The organism is Arthrobacter sp. D3-18, assembly GCF_054408525.1.
On sequence record NZ_CP096440.1, the window covers coordinates 1,007,055 to 1,024,747 of the forward strand.

A 17,693-nucleotide genomic window follows, 5' to 3' on the forward strand; every position below is an offset into this window, starting at 1 on the left:
CTGTGAGAACCCACGAGATCAACCGCCGCCTGGCCGCGAAAGGCTTTAACGTCACCGTGCTGAGCACCCGGTATCCGGGCTGGCAGGAACGCGTGGAGGACGGTGTGCATTATGTACCTATCGGCTTCGGAACGGGCGGGAACCGTTTGACCAGGTTAGTGGCGTATGTGGCCCGGCTGCCGTTTGAAGTGCGGAAGCGCCGGTCAACTGCTGAGTTGGTGGTAGAGGATTTTTTCGCTCCGTTTTCCACCATGGCCGCACCGCTCTGGACCAAGCGCCCCACCATCGGAGTTGTGCAGTGGCTTCATGCCAGGGATAAGGCAAGGCAGTACAAACTGCCATTGCACTGGATTGAGTGGCTGGGCGTTCGAAAGCACCGAAGGCTCATTTCGGTTTCGCAGGGCATCGGCGACCGCTTGAAGGAGCTGAACCCGGACCTTCATGTGGAGGTGATCGGCAACGGTGTGGATCCGGCCGTCTGGAATAGCAAACCCCGCTTGGGGAAGGACGTCCTCTTCATAGGGCGCCTGGAGTATGGGCACAAGGGCTTGGATCTACTCTTGGAAGCCTGGGCGCACGCGTGTAACAGGGTCGACGGGAACCTGCTGATCGCCGGTACCGGCCCGGATGCGGAGCGGTTGCGCACGGCCATCCGGGATGCCGGTCTTTCCGAGCGCGTGCAGATGCTCGGGTGGCTGTCCGGGGACAAGAAGTTCCAAGCGCTCAGCGATGCCCGGCTTCTGGTGGTGCCTTCCCGGCACGAGACGTTCGGCTTGGTGGCCATCGACGCACTGGCAGCGGGTACTCCGGTTATTGCCTTCGATATCCCCTGCCTGAGGGAGATCATTCCGCCCGGTACAGGATGGGTGGTTGACGCCTTCGACGTTCAGGCGCTGGGAGACGAGATCGTCCGCCGGTACCCGCAGGACGATCTGGAGAAAGTGGCCGCGCAAGGACGGACCTTCGCGGCCGGTTACAACTGGGATGCGCTCGCTGACATGCAAGCACAGGCTTACAACACCGCGCTCGCGGAACTAAAGAATCCTCCAATCCGGCGGACGAAAGCCCGCCGCAATGAAAGGGCTTGAATGCCGCTGCAATCCAGAGTTGAACGTTCCATGGCAGGCGATGCCCCTTGGCTGTTCCTGTCACCCCACCTCGACGACGCAGTGTTGTCCTGCGGCGCTCTCATCGAAGCCCAAGCCCAACGAAGGGAGATCATCGTCGCTACTCTTTTCACAGAATCAGGGGCGGCACCCCACACCCGGGCGGCACGGTCCTTTATGCGCCAATGCACTGTTCCGGACGCTGGGGAACTCTTCGAGGCCAGACAGTCTGAGGACCGCGCTGCGCTGCAGGACCTGGGAGTTCAATCCATCCATCTTGGTGAAGCGGACGCGCTCTTTCGACGCCGGCGCAAGCCACCAATGGTGGGTAGCAGCGCCTGGGACAGGCTCCTTCCGGAATTGACCCACCTCTACCCCACCTACCGTTTTGACATCGCGTTGGGCAGGATCGCCAAGGGCGACCACGCACTCATCCGCCAACTCCGTACCGACGTGGCCGGGCTCATGGCAGGGACCCGAGCCGATCTGCTGTTTTGCCCCGCAGGAGTGGGCAAGCATGTGGACCATCTCATTACCCGCGAGGTGGGTAAGGGGCACCCGGATAACGTGGTGATGTACTCAGATTTCCCGTATGACCTTGCGGCGGCTCCGGATCAACCGCACATGTCGAAAATGGGGTTTGTGCCGTGGGCCTGGGACACAGGACTGGACGCCAAACCCGGGCGGATCAGGCAGTACGCAACGCAGGCAGACGCCCTGTTCCCTGGCGGAGACATTCCCGTGAAACCGGAAACCTACTTTGTGCCGGGACGCAACCTCGGCCGGTAGTCACTCTGAGCGGAGGGCCTCGGCCAGGGACACCCGGTTCCGGCCGGAGGCTTTCGCTGCGTAGAGCGCAAGGTCGGCTTCACGGAGGAGTTGCTCGGTTCCGGCACGGTGGCCATCGGTGAAGGCCGAGATGCCCGCACTAATGGTTAGGACGCCGTCGGGATCGCCGGAGTGCTCAATTCGCAAGGACTGCACCGCAGACCGAACACGCTCCATGACCAATCGAGCGCCGGGAGCCTCCTGATCCCGCAGGACCAGAAGGAATTCCTCGCCGCCGAACCTGTACACGGCGTCGGACTTCCGGACCTCGCCAGCCAGCGTCGAGGCGATGGCAACCAGTGCGGTGTCGCCGGCCTGATGGCCATAGATGTCGTTGTAGCTCTTGAAGTTGTCCACGTCCACCATGGCCAGGCAGTAGTTGTGCCCGGTCACGCCCTCGCCACGCAAGGCACCCAGGTCTTCGGCCAGCTTCAGGCGGTTGTGGAGTTTCGTAAGGGGGTCGGTACGAGCCTGCTCACTCAGGGCGGAACGGTACCGGGCCAGGTCCGCATGCAAGGTGGTGATGCGCTGGGCAGCCAAGAGCCTGATGTGCAGGCTGAACGGATCCAGGGGCTTGGTGACATAGTCGTCAGCTCCGGCTTCCATACCGGCCAGTACGTCTTTCCGGGAACCGTGCGAGGTCACCAGGATGACGTACGTATACCGGTCCTCTTCGGCCGCCCGGATGGCGCGGCAAAGATCCAGCCCGTTGAGGCCGGGCATCATCAAGTCGGTCACAACAGCTTCCGGGCTGTGCTCCTTATAGAGTTGCCACGCCGAGTCGCCGTCAATGGCCACGATGCACTCGTGGCCGGACTGCTCGACGGCGGCCTTAGTGATCATACGGGAGATCTGGTCGTCGTCAGCGATGAGGATTTTCACAGTGCTCCCGGTGAGTGTGCTTCAGTAAGTGTCCGCTGGAGTGCCTCGTCCACGCGGGCAAGTTCAGTGTGCAATTGGGCCAGCAGCAGTGCTCCGGACGATCCCAGTTCCGGTCCGGCATCGCGTCCGAGCCGTTCCAGTTCCTTGCAAAGGCCGGCAGCGCCTACTGCTCCAATATTGGCCGCTGCGCCCGAGAGTTTGTGCGCGGCCGCTGCCAAATCCGCGGCTTGTCCCGTTTCCAGCGCAGCACGCAATGTATCCAAGGCCCCCTGGGAATCCTGCCGGAAAGCCCTGACTGCTTCAGGCAACAGGCCCAAACCGTCGGCGGGGCCAAGTTCGCGCAGGATCTGCAGCCGCTCGAGCTCAAGAACAACAGGATTCGACGCCGGTGCTTCCGCCTGCTGTTGCGCTACGTCCTCAACAGCAGCGGCACCCAACCCTCCTTCCGCCGTCGACGTTTGCGGTACCCAGCGCGAGAGGACTTCAGCGAGTGTGGCGAGATCCACGGGCTTGCTGATGTAGTCGTCCATGCCCGCAGCGAAGCAGCGCTCGCGGTCCTCATCCAACGCACCGGCCGTCATGGCGATGATGGGAATCCGGGTGGAGTGGCCGTTGCGGGCGCGGATGGCCCGGGTTGCATCGAAACCGTCCATGACGGGCATGTGGCAGTCCATGAGCACTGCTGCGTACGTGCCGGTCAGCGCGGCGGAAACGGCCTGCTCGCCGTCGTCCACAATGTGTACCTCGTAACCGAGGCGGTTTGCCATGCCCCGTGCCACCAGTTGATTGACTTCGTTGTCCTCGGCCACCAGGAGCTTACCGAGCCGCGGCACAGGATCCGCCGCTTCAACTCGGTGGGCCACTGGCGGCGCGGGAGGCATGCCAGCGGTTTTTGTGGCCAGCACGCGCAATAGACGGTTATAGAGTTCGGAACTGCGGACCGGTTTGGTGAGATATTCGCGAATTCCGGCCGAGGTGAGGTCGCTCCTTTCCACCTGCATGGTGGAGGTCAGCAGAATGATCCCCGGGCCGCCGGATCCATGGCTCTCGTCCTTGATGTTGCGGGCAAGCTGGAGGCCGTCAATGTCGGGCATGCACATGTCCACCACAGCAATGTCGTAGGGGTGGCTGGACAGGGCCGCGGACCGGTACTCGTCCAGTGCGGAGGCGGCGTCGGCAACCGAAAGGGGAAACATTCCCCAGCTGGCCAATTGCGTTTCCAGCACCAGGCGGTTGGTTGCATTGTCGTCCACTACCAATACCCGGCGTCCGGACAGGCTGGCAGGCAAAACTTCCGTGTCCGAGGCTGCCGGGCCGACGGGGAGGTCAAGGTCAAACCAGAACCTGCTGCCGACTCCAACCTCGCTGTCCAGGCCGATCCTCCCACCCATGACCTCTGTAAGGCGCCGGGAGATGGCCAAGCCCAGTCCCGTCCCTCCATAGCGGCGTGTGGTGGAGGCGTCCGCTTGGGCGAAGGATTCGAAAAGTCTCTGGTGATTTTCGGCGGTAATGCCAATGCCGGTGTCCCTGACCTCGAAGCGCAACGACGCCTTGCCGGCGTCCTGGGCAAGAACGGAGACTTGGACTTCCACCTCACCGGAGGGAGTGAACTTGACCGCGTTGGAAGAGAGGTTCAGGAGGATTTGGCGGATGCGGCCGGCATCGCCCATCAGGCGAGCCGGAACGTCCGGGTGGCAGTAGGAAATGAGCTCCAGGTTCTTCCCCTGCGCAGCCTCCACAACCAGTCCCGCTACTTCTTCCACCAGCGCCCGGGGGTCGAAGACATTGATGTCCAGGTCCACTTTCCCGGCTTCGAGTTTGGAGAAGTCGAGGATGTCGTTGATGAGGGTCAGCAGGACCTCGCCAGCGCCCTTTACTCCTTGGGCATATTGCCTCTGGCCTTCGCTCAGGGGCGTGTCCATCATGAGCGAGGTCAGGCCGATCACCGCGTTGAGGGGAGTCCGGATCTCGTGGCTCATGGTGGCCAGGAACTCGGACTTGAGGCGGCTGGCTTCCAACGCTGCTTCGCGGGCGGCGAGGAGTTCCTTCTCGGCGGCTTTGCGTTCGGTGATGTCCCGGGAGATGGTGGCGACGCCGCGAATGCCTGATTCACCCCGAACAGGAGAGAGTGTCACGGACACGGGGATGACTTCTCCGTCACCGCGTAGGCGATGGCTTTCGTAGTTCTGCACGTCGCCGCTTTGGGCGGTAAGTTCCAAGACCTGGCGTTCGCTGTCTACTAGATCTGGCGGAACGAAGAAGTCGCCTTGGCGGCCGATGGCTTCCGACGCCGGGTAGCCGAAGATGCGCTCAGCACCAGGATTCCAGCTGGTGATCACGCCGTCGGGCGTTTCGCCGATAATGGCGTCGCCGGAGGAGTTCACGATCGCGCCGAGTCCCTCCAGTTCGGCGGTTCGTTGGGCAACCTTTGACTCGAGTTCGCGGGTCAGTGTCACATTCTCGACGACGATCAGCACCTGCCGCACGATGACGAAAACAATCACCGTCAGTCCAGTGACCAGCAAGATGCGGTCTTCGCCGATGGGACGGCTGCGTGAGAAGAAAACAGCACTGAAAACAGGCAGGTAGGGAAGGAGTTCCAGGGCCACGGCATAGGCTCGCCCGTCTTTTTGCGTGGCCCCGGCTTCGGGGAGCAAGGGGCTGAGCCCCACCAGCAGGAAAGCGAGTACCCAACCAAGGGCCAAGGGGGATCCAGTGACACCCGTGATGCCTTGCAGCGTGAAGCTCATGTACGCCAGGTCAGTGATGGCGAGGATCCAGAAGCCAAGTCCCAAGCTCAGCCATGGCAGTCGGCGGCCTCGGGCTGCGCGCATGGTCAGGACGATCACCACGGAAACCATGAAGACATCCGCTATGGGGTAGGCCATCTGGGTCATGTGGGCAAAGGCGTCCTGGCCCGTAGCTCCTGCCAAGGGGCCAAGCACGGAACTCCAGGCGATGAAGAACGTTGAGCTTGCCACCACTCCCGCGTCCAAAATGGTGCGGCGCAGTGAAATGCGCAGCCCTTGTCCTTTTGACAGCAGCACCAGTCCGATGGAGGTGGGCAGGGCGTACCAAACGAAGCCGATGTCCGCGAAGGACGGAAACGGGTACTGGTGGTTCAAGGTGATGCCATTGATGGTCCACACCGTTTGCCCGGCGCTCCAGATGGCCAGGCCCGCCACGATGAACCAGCGGCCGGAGTTGTTGTCCCGGCTCCTCCGGGCAGCGATGGTGTGGGTGGTCAGCGCGGTGAGTGCGGCGAGAAGGATTGCCAAGTCACCGGCGAGTTGCGCCGTCGTCGTTCCTGCTCCGCTTGCCAGCCCGAAAGCCAGCAGCACCAGACAAACCGCAGCGGGCACCAGAAACAGTGGCCAAACCCGCTGCAACGACGAGCGCACTGGAAGAACCCCGTGCTTCACTCCTGCCACTGAACCCCTACCTTCAAAAGTGGCCCCACCAAAAGCGAACAACGCGTCTAGCCTGCGCTGAGGAGAGCATACGCCGAAAACCCCATGTAGGTAGCAGTTAATGCCGTTTTGAGGGCTCAAAACGACATTAACTGCTACTCAGTTGGGTGGGGCTGGGTGGGTTAGGGCTGCGGGGTGAGGGCTTTCGAGTAGATCACCGCTCCCAAAGCGTTGCGCAGGCTCACCGTGAACACCCCATCCGCAGCGAGGTCCACGTGGCCAAAGTACTGGTTCTGGCCGTCACGCGGTGACTCACCGGGGAAGCGCCCGGCCTTGGCAAACAGGACTTCGGGCCCGAACGTTTTGTCCATCTCGCTCGGACCAAAGGAGCCGGCGTTGATGGGCCCGGCAACGAACTCCCAGAAGGGGTCGAAGTCGGTGAACGACGCCCGCTCGGGGGAGTAGTGGTGGGCGGCGCAGTAGTGCACGTCGGCGGTCAGCCACACGGTGTTCTTGACGCCGTACTTCTTGAAGGCGCTGAGCACGCCGGCAATTTCCAGCTCGCGTCCCAGGGGAGCGCCCGGGTCACGGTTGGCCAGGCTTTCCTGGTTCACGGCACCGTCGGGAACGATGATGCCCAGGGGCAGGTCCGCGGCGATCACCTTCCACGTCGCTTTGGATTTGCGGACTTCCTTGATGAGCCAGTCCACCTGTTCCTGGCCCAGGATGCTGGTGGCGTAGGGTTCTTTGCCGTCGGTGTTGGGGGACTTGAAGGTCCTCATGTCCAAGCAGAAGATGTCCAGCTGCGGGCCGCGGGAGATTTTCCGGTAGATGCGCGCGGGCTGGTACTGGCCGGCGTCGTACGTTCCGGGGCGCCAGAGCGCGGCGGCGTCGGCGATCGGCATGTTCTCCTGCCACGCCTGCCGGCCACGTGCTGCCAGGACATTGACGTTCCGCTCGGTGTAGCGGGGATCGTCCAGAATCTCTCCCGGGTACCAGTTGTTGGTGGTTTCGTGGTCGTCCCACTGCGCGATCACCGGGACGTCGGCGAACATGGCCCGCATGTTGGCGTCCAGGGAGTTGTAGCGGTGCCGGCCCCGATACTCCTTCAGGGTTTCTGCCACCTTGGAGACTTCCTCGGTGACGATGTTCCGCCACACTTGGCCGTCCTTCTCCGTCACGGTGGCGGCAATGGGGCCGTCGGCATAGATGGTGTCGCCGGAGTGGATGAAGAAGTCGGGCTTCGTGGCGTGCATGGCTTTGTAGCCCCGCATGCCACCGAGTTCCTCGTTGATACCCCAGCCTTGGCCGGCAGTGTCGCCGGTCCATACGAAGGACTGCCCGTTCGACGACGAACTGCCGCCTCCGCGCGCGTCTTCAGTGCCGTCGTCGTGCTTTCCGTTTGTGGAACCAGGCGCTGTGCTGAAGGTGCCGTGCACTGCTTGGCCGGGACCATTCTCGTCCTCGAAGGTCAGTTCCAAGGTGAAGCGTGTGCCCGCGGGAAGGCCCTTGGCATGGATTTTGGCGGTGAAGTCGCTGGCGTCCGTAGCCAAAGGTCCGCGGATGGTGCGGCTGAAACCGTAGCGTCCGCGGAGGATCTCACCGGCGCTGTCCACCGCCTGGAGCTGTGCCGTGAGTCGGCCCGGGCCGGAAGCGCGGGACCACAGAACGGCGGAGTCCGTTGTCACGTCGCCGGTGGCGATCCCTGTGGGGAGGGTGAGCCGCTTGCGCACCAGTGGGATGGCGGAAGGGGTAGCGGATGCGGGTGTGGGGGTGCTGGTGGCAACGCCGGCGAGGGCGAGCGTGGCAAGGGAAGTCTTGACGAGTGAGCGGCGCGAGAGGTCAGTCATGGTTCCACAGTGCGTGGCCTGCGTGAACGGAGGGTGAGGGCGAGATGAAACCCAACTGTCTCACATTTGTGGCTGTTGCCAGGGCTGGGAAGAGCCATAAATGCCAGCTACTTGGGTGGCCGGCGTACCCGGGAGCAAGTAGTCAATTTCTGGAAACTGCGTAATGGCTAAGTAACCATTCAGGCCCCCTGCAGGAAAGTCGAGTAGTTCCTACTCGTGCGGCGGGCATGGCCCTCTTCCTACCATTGAAATTCCTAGGGTTATAGCAATTCCGTTCCTCCGGCTCAGCGGTGGACCGCACCTCCCATTCATTGTGGGCGGTGCCCCTCCCAATACGTAGCTGCGCTTTCTCACCCAGGTCCACAGGGGCCTGTCCTGCGCGGTCCAGAGCCATGGATTCCGGGGTTTCCCATGAACATGAATGACTTAGATCTTCAAACTTCCCTGTCAACCAACAGCAATGGCGATGTTCGGCGGCCGCACTCCAGTAAATCCAAACTGTTGATTGCCGGCGCAGTGCTCGCGATATTAGCGCTGATCCCACTATTTTTTGGCGTCGTCAACTGGGCGACGCAACCGGCGGGTGACGCTGACCAAAATGTTTCACAGGAACAAGTACCTTTTTCAAAAGGCGACAGTGCAAAAGCACCCGCAGCTTTGCCCGTCGAGGATGCCGAAGCGGAGGCAGCGCCGGAAGTACAAGCAGCTCCGGCAGCTGAAGCGCCGGCAGCTCCCGCTGCCGAAGCACCCGCTCCTGCTCCCGAGCCACCGGCACCAGCCCCCGCTCCCGTCGAGGCTGCCCCCGCTGTGCCGGCTGGTGACCCCAACCTCTATACGGTGGCATCCGGGGACACAGTAGGTGCAATAGCTTCCCGCTTCGGCGTGGATGTCACTGCGATGTTGGCTGCCAATGGCCTCAGCGCCTACTCGGTAATTGTGCCGGGACAGGTTTTGAAGCTCACTGGACCGCCCATTGCGGTGGTCGCTCCAGCGCCGGCTCCGGCGGCTCCGGCCGCGCAGGCTGCACCCGTGCAAGCTCCGGCTGCTCCCGCAGCTGCTGCGCCAGCTCCCGCCCCAGCACCAGCACCCGCGCCGGCTCCCGCTGTCAGGACCATATATGTAGCTGGTGCCGGTGGACAATCAATGGTGGACGCCTGCATCGGGCCCATCCATTACACGCCCACCAACGCCTACGCAACGTTCATCACGGAGCATGATTTCTGCGGAGGTTGGGGACGGTTCTCGGGAATCGGTGTTGGTGAAACGGTGTCGATCCCGGGCTATGGAACCTTCACAGCGACGGGCAGGGGCCAGGTACCCAACCCGGGAAGCACCAACGACGTCGCAGCAGTGTTCGGCGGATTCCCTGCAGTTGTCCTGCAGACCTGCATCCCGGGCACCAGCCAGATGCTGGTGATCGCCCTCAACTAAGTAACACCAACTAGGCCGGCGCCGTCAGGCGCGCGAAACGGAGGATGCCTAGGATGGCCGGGGCCAGCTCATCCTCCATCTGGTGGTAGACCTCTTCCGCTCGTCGGTAGGGGTCTACCACGTCGTTGTCTGCGGGATCGGATGGTAGCGCGAGGTGGCGGACTGAGGCCGCCCGGGTGGGGAGCGCACGCCAGAACTCCGTGATGTCCCCGGCCGGGGCCGTGTCGCCCCGGTTCTCCAGCACGGACAGCATCCGGGCAAATTCCCGGACGGTGAAGGTGCGCTTTAGCAAGGACGCGTCCAGTTGGAGGACTTCGCCGCGGTGCTTGGACGTCATGGCCAGCACCAGGTCGGTTTCCTTGAGGATCCTGGGGGTCAGCTGCCTCGCGGCAAAACCGTCAGGGCTGCCGCGGAATGTGCTGATGATCCGGGCCGAGAGAGGCTGGATGGGCTCACCCACCAAGGCGCGTGTGCCGGCACTGCGGACTTCGAAGGACCCGGGACTGACCTGATTGAGCCCGGTCTGCAGCAACCGTTCGGCCACAGGGGAGCGGCAGATGTTCCCGGTGCAGACGGTGAGAATCCTGAAGGGATGGGGCGATTCCACGTGAGGCTCTTTTCTAGCGGTGACTGGGGACAGCTGAGGTCCCACCCCAAGTTAACACGGCAGGCAGCGAGGACCTTGTCAACACCGCAGAGCCACTCAAATAGGTCCGGACGCCCGCCTCGCCACGACAAGAACGCTTGACTGAAATCACCCGCTCCGCATATTCTGAACGAACGGTCGGTAATTTATTAGGAGCAACCATGGCATCGCAGAATCTGCAGTCAGTGCCCGCTGAGCTGTCCCCGGAAGATCAGGAGCGGGAGGCAGCCGGACAGGCGTATTTTGATCGCATCATGTCGGAGGACTCGCGCATTGAGCCGCGCGACTGGATGCCGGCGGCGTACCGCAAGACTTTGCTGCGCCAGATCTCGCAGCACGCGCACTCGGAAATTATCGGCATGCAGCCCGAAGCCAACTGGATCACCAGGGCGCCGAGCCTGAAGCGCAAGTCCATCCTCATGGCCAAGGTCCAGGACGAGGCCGGCCACGGTCTGTACCTTTACTCGGCCGCTGAGACCCTGGGCCAGTCCCGGGACCAGATGATGGAAGACCTGGTTGCCGGCAAGGCCCGGTACTCGTCCATCTTCAACTACCCCACGATTTCCTGGGCTGACATGGGGGCCATCGGCTGGCTCGTTGACGGTGCAGCCATCTGCAACCAGGTTCCCCTGTGCCGTGCCTCGTACGGTCCTTACGGTCGCGCAATGGTGCGCATCTGCAAGGAAGAATCATTCCACCAGCGCCAAGGCTTCGAGATCCTGCTGGAGCTTTCCAACGGCACGCCTGCGCAGAAGCAGATGGCCCAGGACGCAGTGAACCGCTGGTACGCGCCGTCGCTGATGATGTTCGGCCCGCCGGATGACGATTCACCCAACTCCAAGCAGTCCATGGCGTGGAACATCAAGCGGTTCAGCAATGACGAGCTGCGAAGCCGGTTCGTCGGCATGATTGTGGAACAGGTCCGGGTCCTCGGCCTGACCCTGCCCGACAAGGACATCCGTTTCAACGAAGAAACCAAAAAGTGGGAGCACGGACCCCTGGACTGGAACGAGTTCAAGGAAGTCCTGGCCGGCCGCGGTCCCTGCAACTCGCAGCGCGTCGAGCGCCGCCGTGAGGCACACGAAAACGGTGCTTGGGTTCGCGAAGCCGCAGTGGCCTACGCCCGCAAGCAAGCACAGAAAGAGAACGCAGCATAATGGCTCCTCACGGCAACCCGGAAGCACCGGCCAGCGCCGCCAGCGAAATCAACCGCGATGCCCCCAAGGTTGCGGCAACCAACGCTGAAAGCACGACGACGGCACCCTCCTCAGGCCCGGACGTCACCTCGCGTGGCGCCAAGGAAGAAACACTCTGGTCCCTTTGGGAGGTCTTCGTCCGCTCGAGCCGCGGCCTGTCCCACGTACATGCTGGTTCCTTGCATGCACCGGATGCGGCCATGGCCCTCCGGAACGCCCGCGATTTGTACACCCGCCGCAACGAAGGCGTCTCCATCTGGGTTGTCCCGGCCGAGGCGATTTCCTCCAGCGATCCCGACTCCAAGGGTTCCTTCTTCGAGTCCCCGCAGGGCAAGGATTACCGCCACGCAACGTACTACACCAAGAGCGAAGGCGTGAAGCACCTGTGAGCACCCAAGAAACTGCTAAAGACACTGACTTCGCCATCGAGGGCCACGGCGACATCTCCGTGGGCGTCCACGGAGCCGGCGCGTCCGGCGATGGTTCGGCCAGCGCCACCCGCATCACGCCGGGCAACGCGCTGCGTCCGGAGGACATCGCCCTCGAAATCCAGCGAGGGCAGGTCAAGCCCAGCGATGATGTTGCAGAGTTCGCCCTGCGCATTGGCGACGACGGCCTGATCCTCGCCCAGCGCCTGGGCCACTGGATTTCCCGTGCTCCTGAGCTCGAGGAAGACATCGCCTTGGGCAACATCGCCTTGGACCAGTTGGGCCACGCGCGGTCGTTCCTGACCTACGCCGGTGCCGCTTGGGACAAGTCCGAGGATGACCTGGCCTATTTCCGTCGCGAGCACGAGTTCCGTTCCGCCCACTTGTTTGAGCAGCCCAACGGCGACTTCGCGGTGACCATCGCCCGGCAGTTCATCGTGAGCTTCTACCAGTACGAGCTCTACACCAAGCTCATGGAGTCCACCGACGCCACCATCGCAGCCATCTCCGCGAAGGCCGTAAAGGAAGTGGATTACCACCGCGACCACAGCGCGCAGTGGGTGCTTCGCCTGGCTGGCGGCACCGATGAGTCCCGGTCACGCATCATCCAGGGCTTCAAGCTCGTGTGGCCGTATGTGGACGAACTCTTCGAAGACGACGAACTGACCACCCGCTTGGCCGAGGCCGGCGTCACTGTTCAGCCTTCAAGCCTCCGCGCAGAGTTCGATCGCCTCACCGGAGAAATCATGACCGAAGCGGAGCTGGAAATTCCCGGCGTCCCGCAGGCACTGGGCGGCGGCCGCAACGGCAAGCATTCCGAATTCCTGGGCTACATCCTTGCTGAAATGCAGGTCCTGGCCCGCGAGCACCCCGGCGCGAGCTGGTGACCAGCATGACGACTCTGTCGCGGACGCAGGAAAAGACTGCTGAGCAGCGGGCCTGGGACATCGCGTCCACTGTCTGTGATCCGGAGATCCCGGTCCTCACTATCGAGGACCTGGGGATCCTCCGCGGCGTGCGGGTTGTCCCTGCGGCGACCCCAGCATCAGACTCGACCCCAGCACCAGACTCAACCCAAGCAACAGGCCAGTACGACGGCGTCGCCTCAAGTACCGCCGTCGAGGTCACCATCACGCCCACCTACTCCGGGTGCCCGGCGATGGACGCCATTGGTGACGATCTGCGCAAGGCCTTTGAACAAGAGGGCTATGCCAGCGTTCACATCAACCTGGTGCTGTCCCCGGCCTGGACCACGGACTGGATGACCGAATCCGGCAAGGCCAAGCTGGAAGAATACGGGATCGCCCCGCCCAGTGGTATGGCTGCCGCAGGTGGACATTCCGGTCCCGTCCGCCTGAGCCTGGCCGTGAAATGCCCCCAGTGTTCGTCGTTGAACACCAAGGAACTCACCCGCTTTGGTTCCACATCCTGCAAGGCGTTGTTCGTCTGCCAGGACTGCAAGGAACCGTTCGACTACTTCAAAGTCCTCTAAGGAATTCCATGACCACCGAAACCCAGACGGCCAGCCGCCGTCGTGCGTCTTTCCACAACCTGACTGTCTCGGAGGTCCGGCGCCTGACGGACGATGCCATTGAGGTCACGTTCGGGGTTCCCGCGGAGCTTGCCGGGCAGTACGACTACCTGCCCGGCCAGTATGTGGCCCTGCGCACCACGCTTCCGGATGAGCAGGGCGAGCCGCACGAGGTCCGCCGCAGTTACTCCATTTGCGCAGAGCCGCGCAGCTTCGAGGACGGCAGCAGCGAGATCCGCGTGGCCATCAAGAAAGACTTGGGCGGCCTCTTCTCCACGTGGGCCAACGCCGAATTGAAGGCCGGAGACGTCCTGGATGTCATGAGCCCGCAGGGTGCGTTCATCTCGCGGCACGGCAAGGACGGCGCATCGGTTCAGCACAACGTCATGAACTCCATGAACCACCCGGAGGAGCTCGCGGGGGAGCCGGGTAACTTCGTGGCGATCGCCGCGGGTTCGGGCATCACGCCAGTCATCGCGATTGCCCGCACGCTGCTGGCGGCTAATCCGGAGACCACATTTGATCTGGTGTACGCCAATAAGGCCGCCATGGACGTCATGTTCCTTGAGGAGCTGGCGGACTTGAAGGACAAGTACCCGTCCCGCCTGGCGCTGCATCACGTGTTGTCCCGCGAGCAGCGGATCGCTCCGCTGATGACGGGCCGCATCGATTCGGAGAAGCTGCAGGCGCTGCTCAGCAGTGCCATCCGTGCCGAGGACGTGGACGAGTGGTTCCTGTGCGGGCCCTTCGAGCTGGTCCAGTTGTGCCGTGACACCCTGGCTGCCCGAGGCATAGAGCCTGAGCACGTTCGCTTCGAGTTGTTCACCACTGGCCGTCCGGACCGTCCCGAGGGCAACGCTGGCCGACCAGTTGTGGAGGACGAGTCGCAGGACACGTACAAAATCACCTTTACCTTGGATGGTCTCACCGGCGACGTCACCAGCCCCACGCACGCCCGCGAATCCATCCTCAATGCTGCCTTGCGTGTTCGCCCGGACGTTCCCTTCGCCTGCGCCGGTGGCGTCTGTGGCACCTGCCGCGCCAAGCTGATCACCGGTACGGTGACCATGGATGAGAACTACGCCCTTGAGCAGGACGAACTGGACAAGGGCTACGTCCTCACCTGCCAGTCCCACCCCACCAGCGAAGAAGTTACCGTCGACTTCGACGTCTAAAGGAGTCCCCATGATCGAGCTCTCCATTGCCAACGGTATTGCCGAAATCGTCCTCAATTACCCGGACAAGCTGAACTCGCTCAACGAGGACGCGCTTGCCGAACTGGACAGAGCGTACGACGACGCTGCTGCCGCCGCCTCACGCGGTGATGTGCGGGCGCTGCTGCTTCGCGGAGAAGGCCGGGCCTTCTGTGCCGGCCGCGACATCTCAGGAGTGACCCCGGATACCGACGACGCGCAGGCGTACCTCGGCGGACTCGTGGAACCATTGCTGAAGAAGATGGGAGCGTTTCCGGCGCCCACGTTTGCTGCCGCCCACGGGGCCTGCCTGGGGGTAGGGCTGGGGCTGTTGTTGGCCACGGACGTGGTGTACGTGGCGGACAATGCGAAGTTCGGCTCACCCTTCGCCAAGCTCGGCGCCACTTTGGATTCTGGCGGCCACTGGTACTTCACGGAGCGCTTGGGCATGCACCGCACGTTGGACCTGATCTACACTGCCGACCTCATTTCCGGCGCGGAAGCCGTGGAGCAGGGGATGTTCAGCCGGGCAATGCCGGCCGATTCCCTCTTACCCGTCACGCGGGAAATCGTTGCCCGTGTTGCGACCGGGGCCACCGGCGCGTTTACCGCGTCCAAGGAACTCGTGGCCCACATCCGCGACCAACGCCTGGGCCTTTGGGCATCCATGGCCGAGGAAAACACGGAACAGGCACGGCTGTGCAAAACCGACGACTACGCCGAAGGTTTCCGTGCCTTCCAGGAGAAGCGGGCACCGGTTTTCAAGGGCTAGGTTCCTTGCGGGTAACGGGTCCCGCCCTTGTTCGCACCCCTCACCGTTGTACGGCGAGGGGTGCGAACAAAGACAGGTTTCGTGCGGCTCGCCTAGACGAATTCCTTGAGGAGCTTGTACCCGGCCACTTTTCCTTCCAAGGAGAGGACGGCCATGTCTTGATCCGGAGAGCTCACGTCGGTGAGGGCGCCATAGGTGAATGCCGGAGCCGGGGACCCGCTCTTGAGGCAGGGAAATGAGATGAGTGAGCCGGCCCCGATGTCGCCGCCTGGTTGATCCTTGTTGGGCCCATTCGGCGGCAGAGCGTAGGTGGTTGCCTTGGTGCAGACAAACGCATCGTCGAAGCTTGCCCCATTGGGCTTGCCCGTGCGAGCGTCCAACAGTGCCGACGCATAATAGGTGCCCGCAATCACAAAGTCACCGTGGCCCGCTGAAGGTATAAGGCCGGTGGTTTCCCAACTGTGAACTTCCACCGGTTTGCTTTCCCAAGCGGCTTCGCCGGTGATGGGATCGTAACCCACCACCTTCGAGTGTCCTCCCACGTATTTTCCGACGGGAAATTCAACGGAGCCGTCTACGTACTCGCACCGAACAGGAAAAGCGTCCCCGCCCTCCAGCTGGGAAGAAGCCGTGCCCACTGTCTTGGCACATTCGAGCTGTGCACCATCAGTAGTCCAGAGAACCCGCCCGCTGGATGCCCGGAAGCCCACCGTTTTGGTGGATTCCCGGAGGTTCAGTGAAAAGGTTTGTTCCGTAAATTCCCCGGGGGCAAAATTTGTGGGATTGATACCAACGGAGCCTACGTAGAGATCCAGCTTTTCCGAGTAAGTGAAGTGCCAGCCCATGTCTGTGGTGGCGCCCTTCCCGAAAATGCTTCCCAGCTCCACTTCCCACAGGACCTCGCCGTAAGAGACGTGGGCCAGGGTTTCAACTCCGCCCGAAAGCACCGAGTACAGTTCTTTCCCGACCGGCCGGAAGTGGCCGGTCAGCGGGTTCACTTCAGGTCCGGACAGATGGTCGCCGGATTCCAAATCAACCCAGTGTTCTACTGTCCCGAACGTTTCATCGAACGCGATAAAGCACATGTCCTGCAACTCGTCGCAAGCAAAGGGGCGTGTACTAACTAGTTCCGCCCTCCCGCGGTAGAGCTCCTTGCCGCTGCTCAGGTCAAAGGCCACCGGGGCAGTCCACCACTCGTAGCCGCTGTTGTTGGGCGGAGGAGCCGTAGCCTGCAGGAAAATGGCTGCACTCCTTCCTGCAGCGGTCCTGGTGATCACAGGTTCCAGGGGGACCGCCGGCGCATCAATGCCCGGGTGAACAGGCTGGGTCCAGAGCTGTTTCCCATCAGCAACAGAGAGCGCATGGGCATTGACACCGGTGGGCGTGGACGCGTAGACCAAGGCAACGCCATCGGCCACCACAGGCTGGCCGATGACGTCGAGCGGTACTTCCCATGCCGCCGTCGTGATTTCTGTGCTTCTCTCCACCGGAGACGTGCTGGGAGGTGGCGTTGTTGCGGCGGGAATCCCCGGAAGGGGAATCATGGTGCACGCGGACAGCAGCATGGCAGCACCTACGGCCGCGACGCCGAATTGCACTGGCTTCAAACGTGCAAAGAAGCGCGCGGATCGGGACTGAATCATGGTTCCCCCAGGAACGTCCATGGTTCAGCACCTGCAGGGCGTAGTTCCAAACCAGAAAAGGCCAACAAGACGTGGCTCAGATAGAGAATACAAGGCGTGCGGCTTAAACTTAGTCACACGTATGAAACGCGCTTAGCGGGTCAGCGTGCTGAGAACGGAGAGCGCCATGCTCCAGATGATCATGTGCAAGCTAAACCTCCACCACCACTGGCACGTGGAATCCGCGGAGGATGGCAGTGGCCGGTACAGGCGATGCACCCGCTGCGGCAAATACGATCGGGACTGGGACGGCAGCGGTTTTATGCACTGAGCAGGCGCGGATTCACCATCCGAAGGTGTTTGTAATGGCACGGTCGGTCTTGTAGTCGGCCTTATCCGGATATGCCCACCGAAGGATTTTGTACTCGTCTCCGCGCCGTATTGCTTCAATGGCAACAAACTCCTGGTTCCCTGCCCGGTTGAACTCCACTACTATTCCGAGCGCTTTTTCTTCCCCAGGCACCATCTGGTAGATCTTGGGAACCCAGATTATTGGCTGCGGGTCGGCTTCCTGCTTTGCCGCCATTTCCGCTTCGCTTTTCTTGCACTCATCCACGGTTTGTTCGCTGGAACTGTCCAGGAGGTTGCAGAATTTGCCGTCGTGCCCTGCCAGGGAATAGGCGAAGGTGATTCCGAGGTCACTCGCTTTGGCGTCATCGTGCCCTTGGGCGCATCCGCTCAAGGGGAGCGCGGCTGCTGCAAACATTGCCACAAGTGCCAGGTACTTCCTCATGCTGT

At 62.4% G+C, this 17,693-nt stretch carries 15 protein-coding genes; 9 read left to right on the forward strand and 6 right to left on the reverse strand.

The window, feature by feature from the left end:
- Positions 1-2: 2 nt before the first annotated feature.
- Both M1D89_RS06790 and M1D89_RS06795 read left to right on the forward strand, forming a co-directional pair.
- Positions 3-1,088: a glycosyltransferase family 4 protein gene (locus M1D89_RS06790; protein WP_498649192.1), complete on the forward strand. Its 1,086-nt coding sequence runs from the start codon at positions 3-5 to the stop codon at positions 1,086-1,088.
- 30 nt (positions 1,089-1,118) lie between these two features.
- The gene (locus tag M1D89_RS06795; protein ID WP_498649193.1) at positions 1,119-1,895 is read left to right on the forward strand and encodes a PIG-L deacetylase family protein; all 777 of its coding nucleotides are present in this window, start codon (positions 1,119-1,121) and stop codon (positions 1,893-1,895) included.
- Here M1D89_RS06795 and M1D89_RS06800 read toward each other — a convergent pair whose 3' ends face one another.
- The 3 genes from M1D89_RS06800 to M1D89_RS06810 all read right to left on the reverse strand — a co-directional run bounded on the left by M1D89_RS06800 (position 1,896) and on the right by M1D89_RS06810 (position 8,076).
- Positions 1,896-2,816, reverse strand: coding sequence for a GGDEF domain-containing response regulator (locus M1D89_RS06800; RefSeq protein WP_498649195.1), 921 nt, complete (start codon positions 2,814-2,816; stop codon positions 1,896-1,898).
- Positions 2,813-6,247, reverse strand: coding sequence for a hybrid sensor histidine kinase/response regulator (locus M1D89_RS06805; RefSeq protein ID WP_498649196.1), 3,435 nt, complete (start codon positions 6,245-6,247; stop codon positions 2,813-2,815). The genes M1D89_RS06800 and M1D89_RS06805 overlap by 4 nt, the downstream gene beginning before the upstream one ends.
- 161 nt (positions 6,248-6,408) lie before the next feature.
- Positions 6,409-8,076: an alkaline phosphatase D family protein gene (locus M1D89_RS06810; protein WP_498649199.1), complete on the reverse strand. Its 1,668-nt coding sequence runs from the start codon at positions 8,074-8,076 to the stop codon at positions 6,409-6,411.
- A 411-nt stretch (positions 8,077-8,487) separates the two neighbouring features.
- On the opposite strand from M1D89_RS06810, the gene M1D89_RS06815 reads away from it, so the two are divergent.
- The gene (locus M1D89_RS06815; protein WP_498649200.1) at positions 8,488-9,507 is read left to right on the forward strand and encodes a LysM peptidoglycan-binding domain-containing protein; all 1,020 of its coding nucleotides are present in this window, start codon (positions 8,488-8,490) and stop codon (positions 9,505-9,507) included.
- 10 nt (positions 9,508-9,517) lie between these two features.
- Here the strand turns inward: M1D89_RS06815 and M1D89_RS06820 are convergent, their stop codons facing one another.
- Positions 9,518-10,114, reverse strand: a complete 597-nt coding sequence (locus M1D89_RS06820; protein WP_498649204.1) for an arsenate reductase/protein-tyrosine-phosphatase family protein — start codon at positions 10,112-10,114, stop codon at positions 9,518-9,520.
- 200 nt (positions 10,115-10,314) lie between these two features.
- Between M1D89_RS06820 and paaA the strand changes: the two genes are divergently transcribed.
- From paaA to M1D89_RS06850, 6 genes are read left to right on the forward strand one after another with little or no spacing between them, the layout of a single operon-like run.
- Positions 10,315-11,310, forward strand: a complete 996-nt coding sequence (gene paaA, locus M1D89_RS06825) for a 1,2-phenylacetyl-CoA epoxidase subunit PaaA (protein WP_498649205.1) — start codon at positions 10,315-10,317, stop codon at positions 11,308-11,310.
- Positions 11,310-11,738, forward strand: a complete 429-nt coding sequence (paaB, locus tag M1D89_RS06830; protein ID WP_498649207.1) for a 1,2-phenylacetyl-CoA epoxidase subunit PaaB — start codon at positions 11,310-11,312, stop codon at positions 11,736-11,738. The genes paaA and paaB overlap by 1 nt, the downstream gene beginning before the upstream one ends.
- On the forward strand, positions 11,735-12,664 hold the full coding sequence (gene paaC, locus M1D89_RS06835) for a 1,2-phenylacetyl-CoA epoxidase subunit PaaC (RefSeq protein WP_498649211.1): 930 nt from the start codon (positions 11,735-11,737) through the stop codon (positions 12,662-12,664). Before paaB ends, paaC begins: the two co-directional genes overlap by 4 nt.
- A gap of 5 nt (positions 12,665-12,669) precedes the next feature.
- Positions 12,670-13,269, forward strand: coding sequence for a 1,2-phenylacetyl-CoA epoxidase subunit PaaD (paaD, locus tag M1D89_RS06840; protein ID WP_498649212.1), 600 nt, complete (start codon positions 12,670-12,672; stop codon positions 13,267-13,269).
- 8 nt (positions 13,270-13,277) lie between these two features.
- Entirely contained in the window at positions 13,278-14,483 is a 1,206-nt protein-coding gene (gene paaE, locus M1D89_RS06845) for a 1,2-phenylacetyl-CoA epoxidase subunit PaaE (protein WP_498649215.1), read from the forward strand.
- 10 nt (positions 14,484-14,493) lie between these two features.
- Positions 14,494-15,273, forward strand: a complete 780-nt coding sequence (locus M1D89_RS06850) for an enoyl-CoA hydratase/isomerase family protein (RefSeq protein WP_498649217.1) — start codon at positions 14,494-14,496, stop codon at positions 15,271-15,273.
- A gap of 92 nt (positions 15,274-15,365) precedes the next feature.
- Here M1D89_RS06850 and M1D89_RS06855 read toward each other — a convergent pair whose 3' ends face one another.
- Both M1D89_RS06855 and M1D89_RS06860 read right to left on the reverse strand, forming a co-directional pair.
- Positions 15,366-16,937, reverse strand: a complete 1,572-nt coding sequence (locus M1D89_RS06855; RefSeq protein ID WP_498649218.1) for a hypothetical protein — start codon at positions 16,935-16,937, stop codon at positions 15,366-15,368.
- Between the two features lie 301 nt (positions 16,938-17,238).
- Positions 17,239-17,688, reverse strand: coding sequence for a hypothetical protein (locus M1D89_RS06860; RefSeq protein WP_498649220.1), 450 nt, complete (start codon positions 17,686-17,688; stop codon positions 17,239-17,241).
- Positions 17,689-17,693 lie beyond the last annotated feature (5 nt).

Bases quoted from the DNA above. Each gene is read 5' to 3' on its own strand.
- paaE (WP_498649215.1), top strand. From the start codon at position 13,278: ATGACCACCGAAACCCAGACGGCCAGCCGCCGTCGTGCGTCTTTCCAC.
- paaB (WP_498649207.1), top strand. From the start codon at position 11,310: ATGGCTCCTCACGGCAACCCGGAAGCACCGGCCAGCGCCGCCAGCGAA.
- paaA (WP_498649205.1), top strand. From the start codon at position 10,315: ATGGCATCGCAGAATCTGCAGTCAGTGCCCGCTGAGCTGTCCCCGGAA.
- M1D89_RS06815 (WP_498649200.1), top strand. From the start codon at position 8,488: ATGAACATGAATGACTTAGATCTTCAAACTTCCCTGTCAACCAACAGC.
- paaD (WP_498649212.1), top strand. From the start codon at position 12,670: ATGACGACTCTGTCGCGGACGCAGGAAAAGACTGCTGAGCAGCGGGCC.
- M1D89_RS06855 (WP_498649218.1), bottom strand. From the start codon at position 16,937: ATGGACGTTCCTGGGGGAACCATGATTCAGTCCCGATCCGCGCGCTTC.
- M1D89_RS06810 (WP_498649199.1), bottom strand. From the start codon at position 8,076: ATGACTGACCTCTCGCGCCGCTCACTCGTCAAGACTTCCCTTGCCACG.
- M1D89_RS06850 (WP_498649217.1), top strand. From the start codon at position 14,494: ATGATCGAGCTCTCCATTGCCAACGGTATTGCCGAAATCGTCCTCAAT.
- M1D89_RS06795 (WP_498649193.1), top strand. From the start codon at position 1,119: ATGGCAGGCGATGCCCCTTGGCTGTTCCTGTCACCCCACCTCGACGAC.
- M1D89_RS06860 (WP_498649220.1), bottom strand. From the start codon at position 17,688: ATGAGGAAGTACCTGGCACTTGTGGCAATGTTTGCAGCAGCCGCGCTC.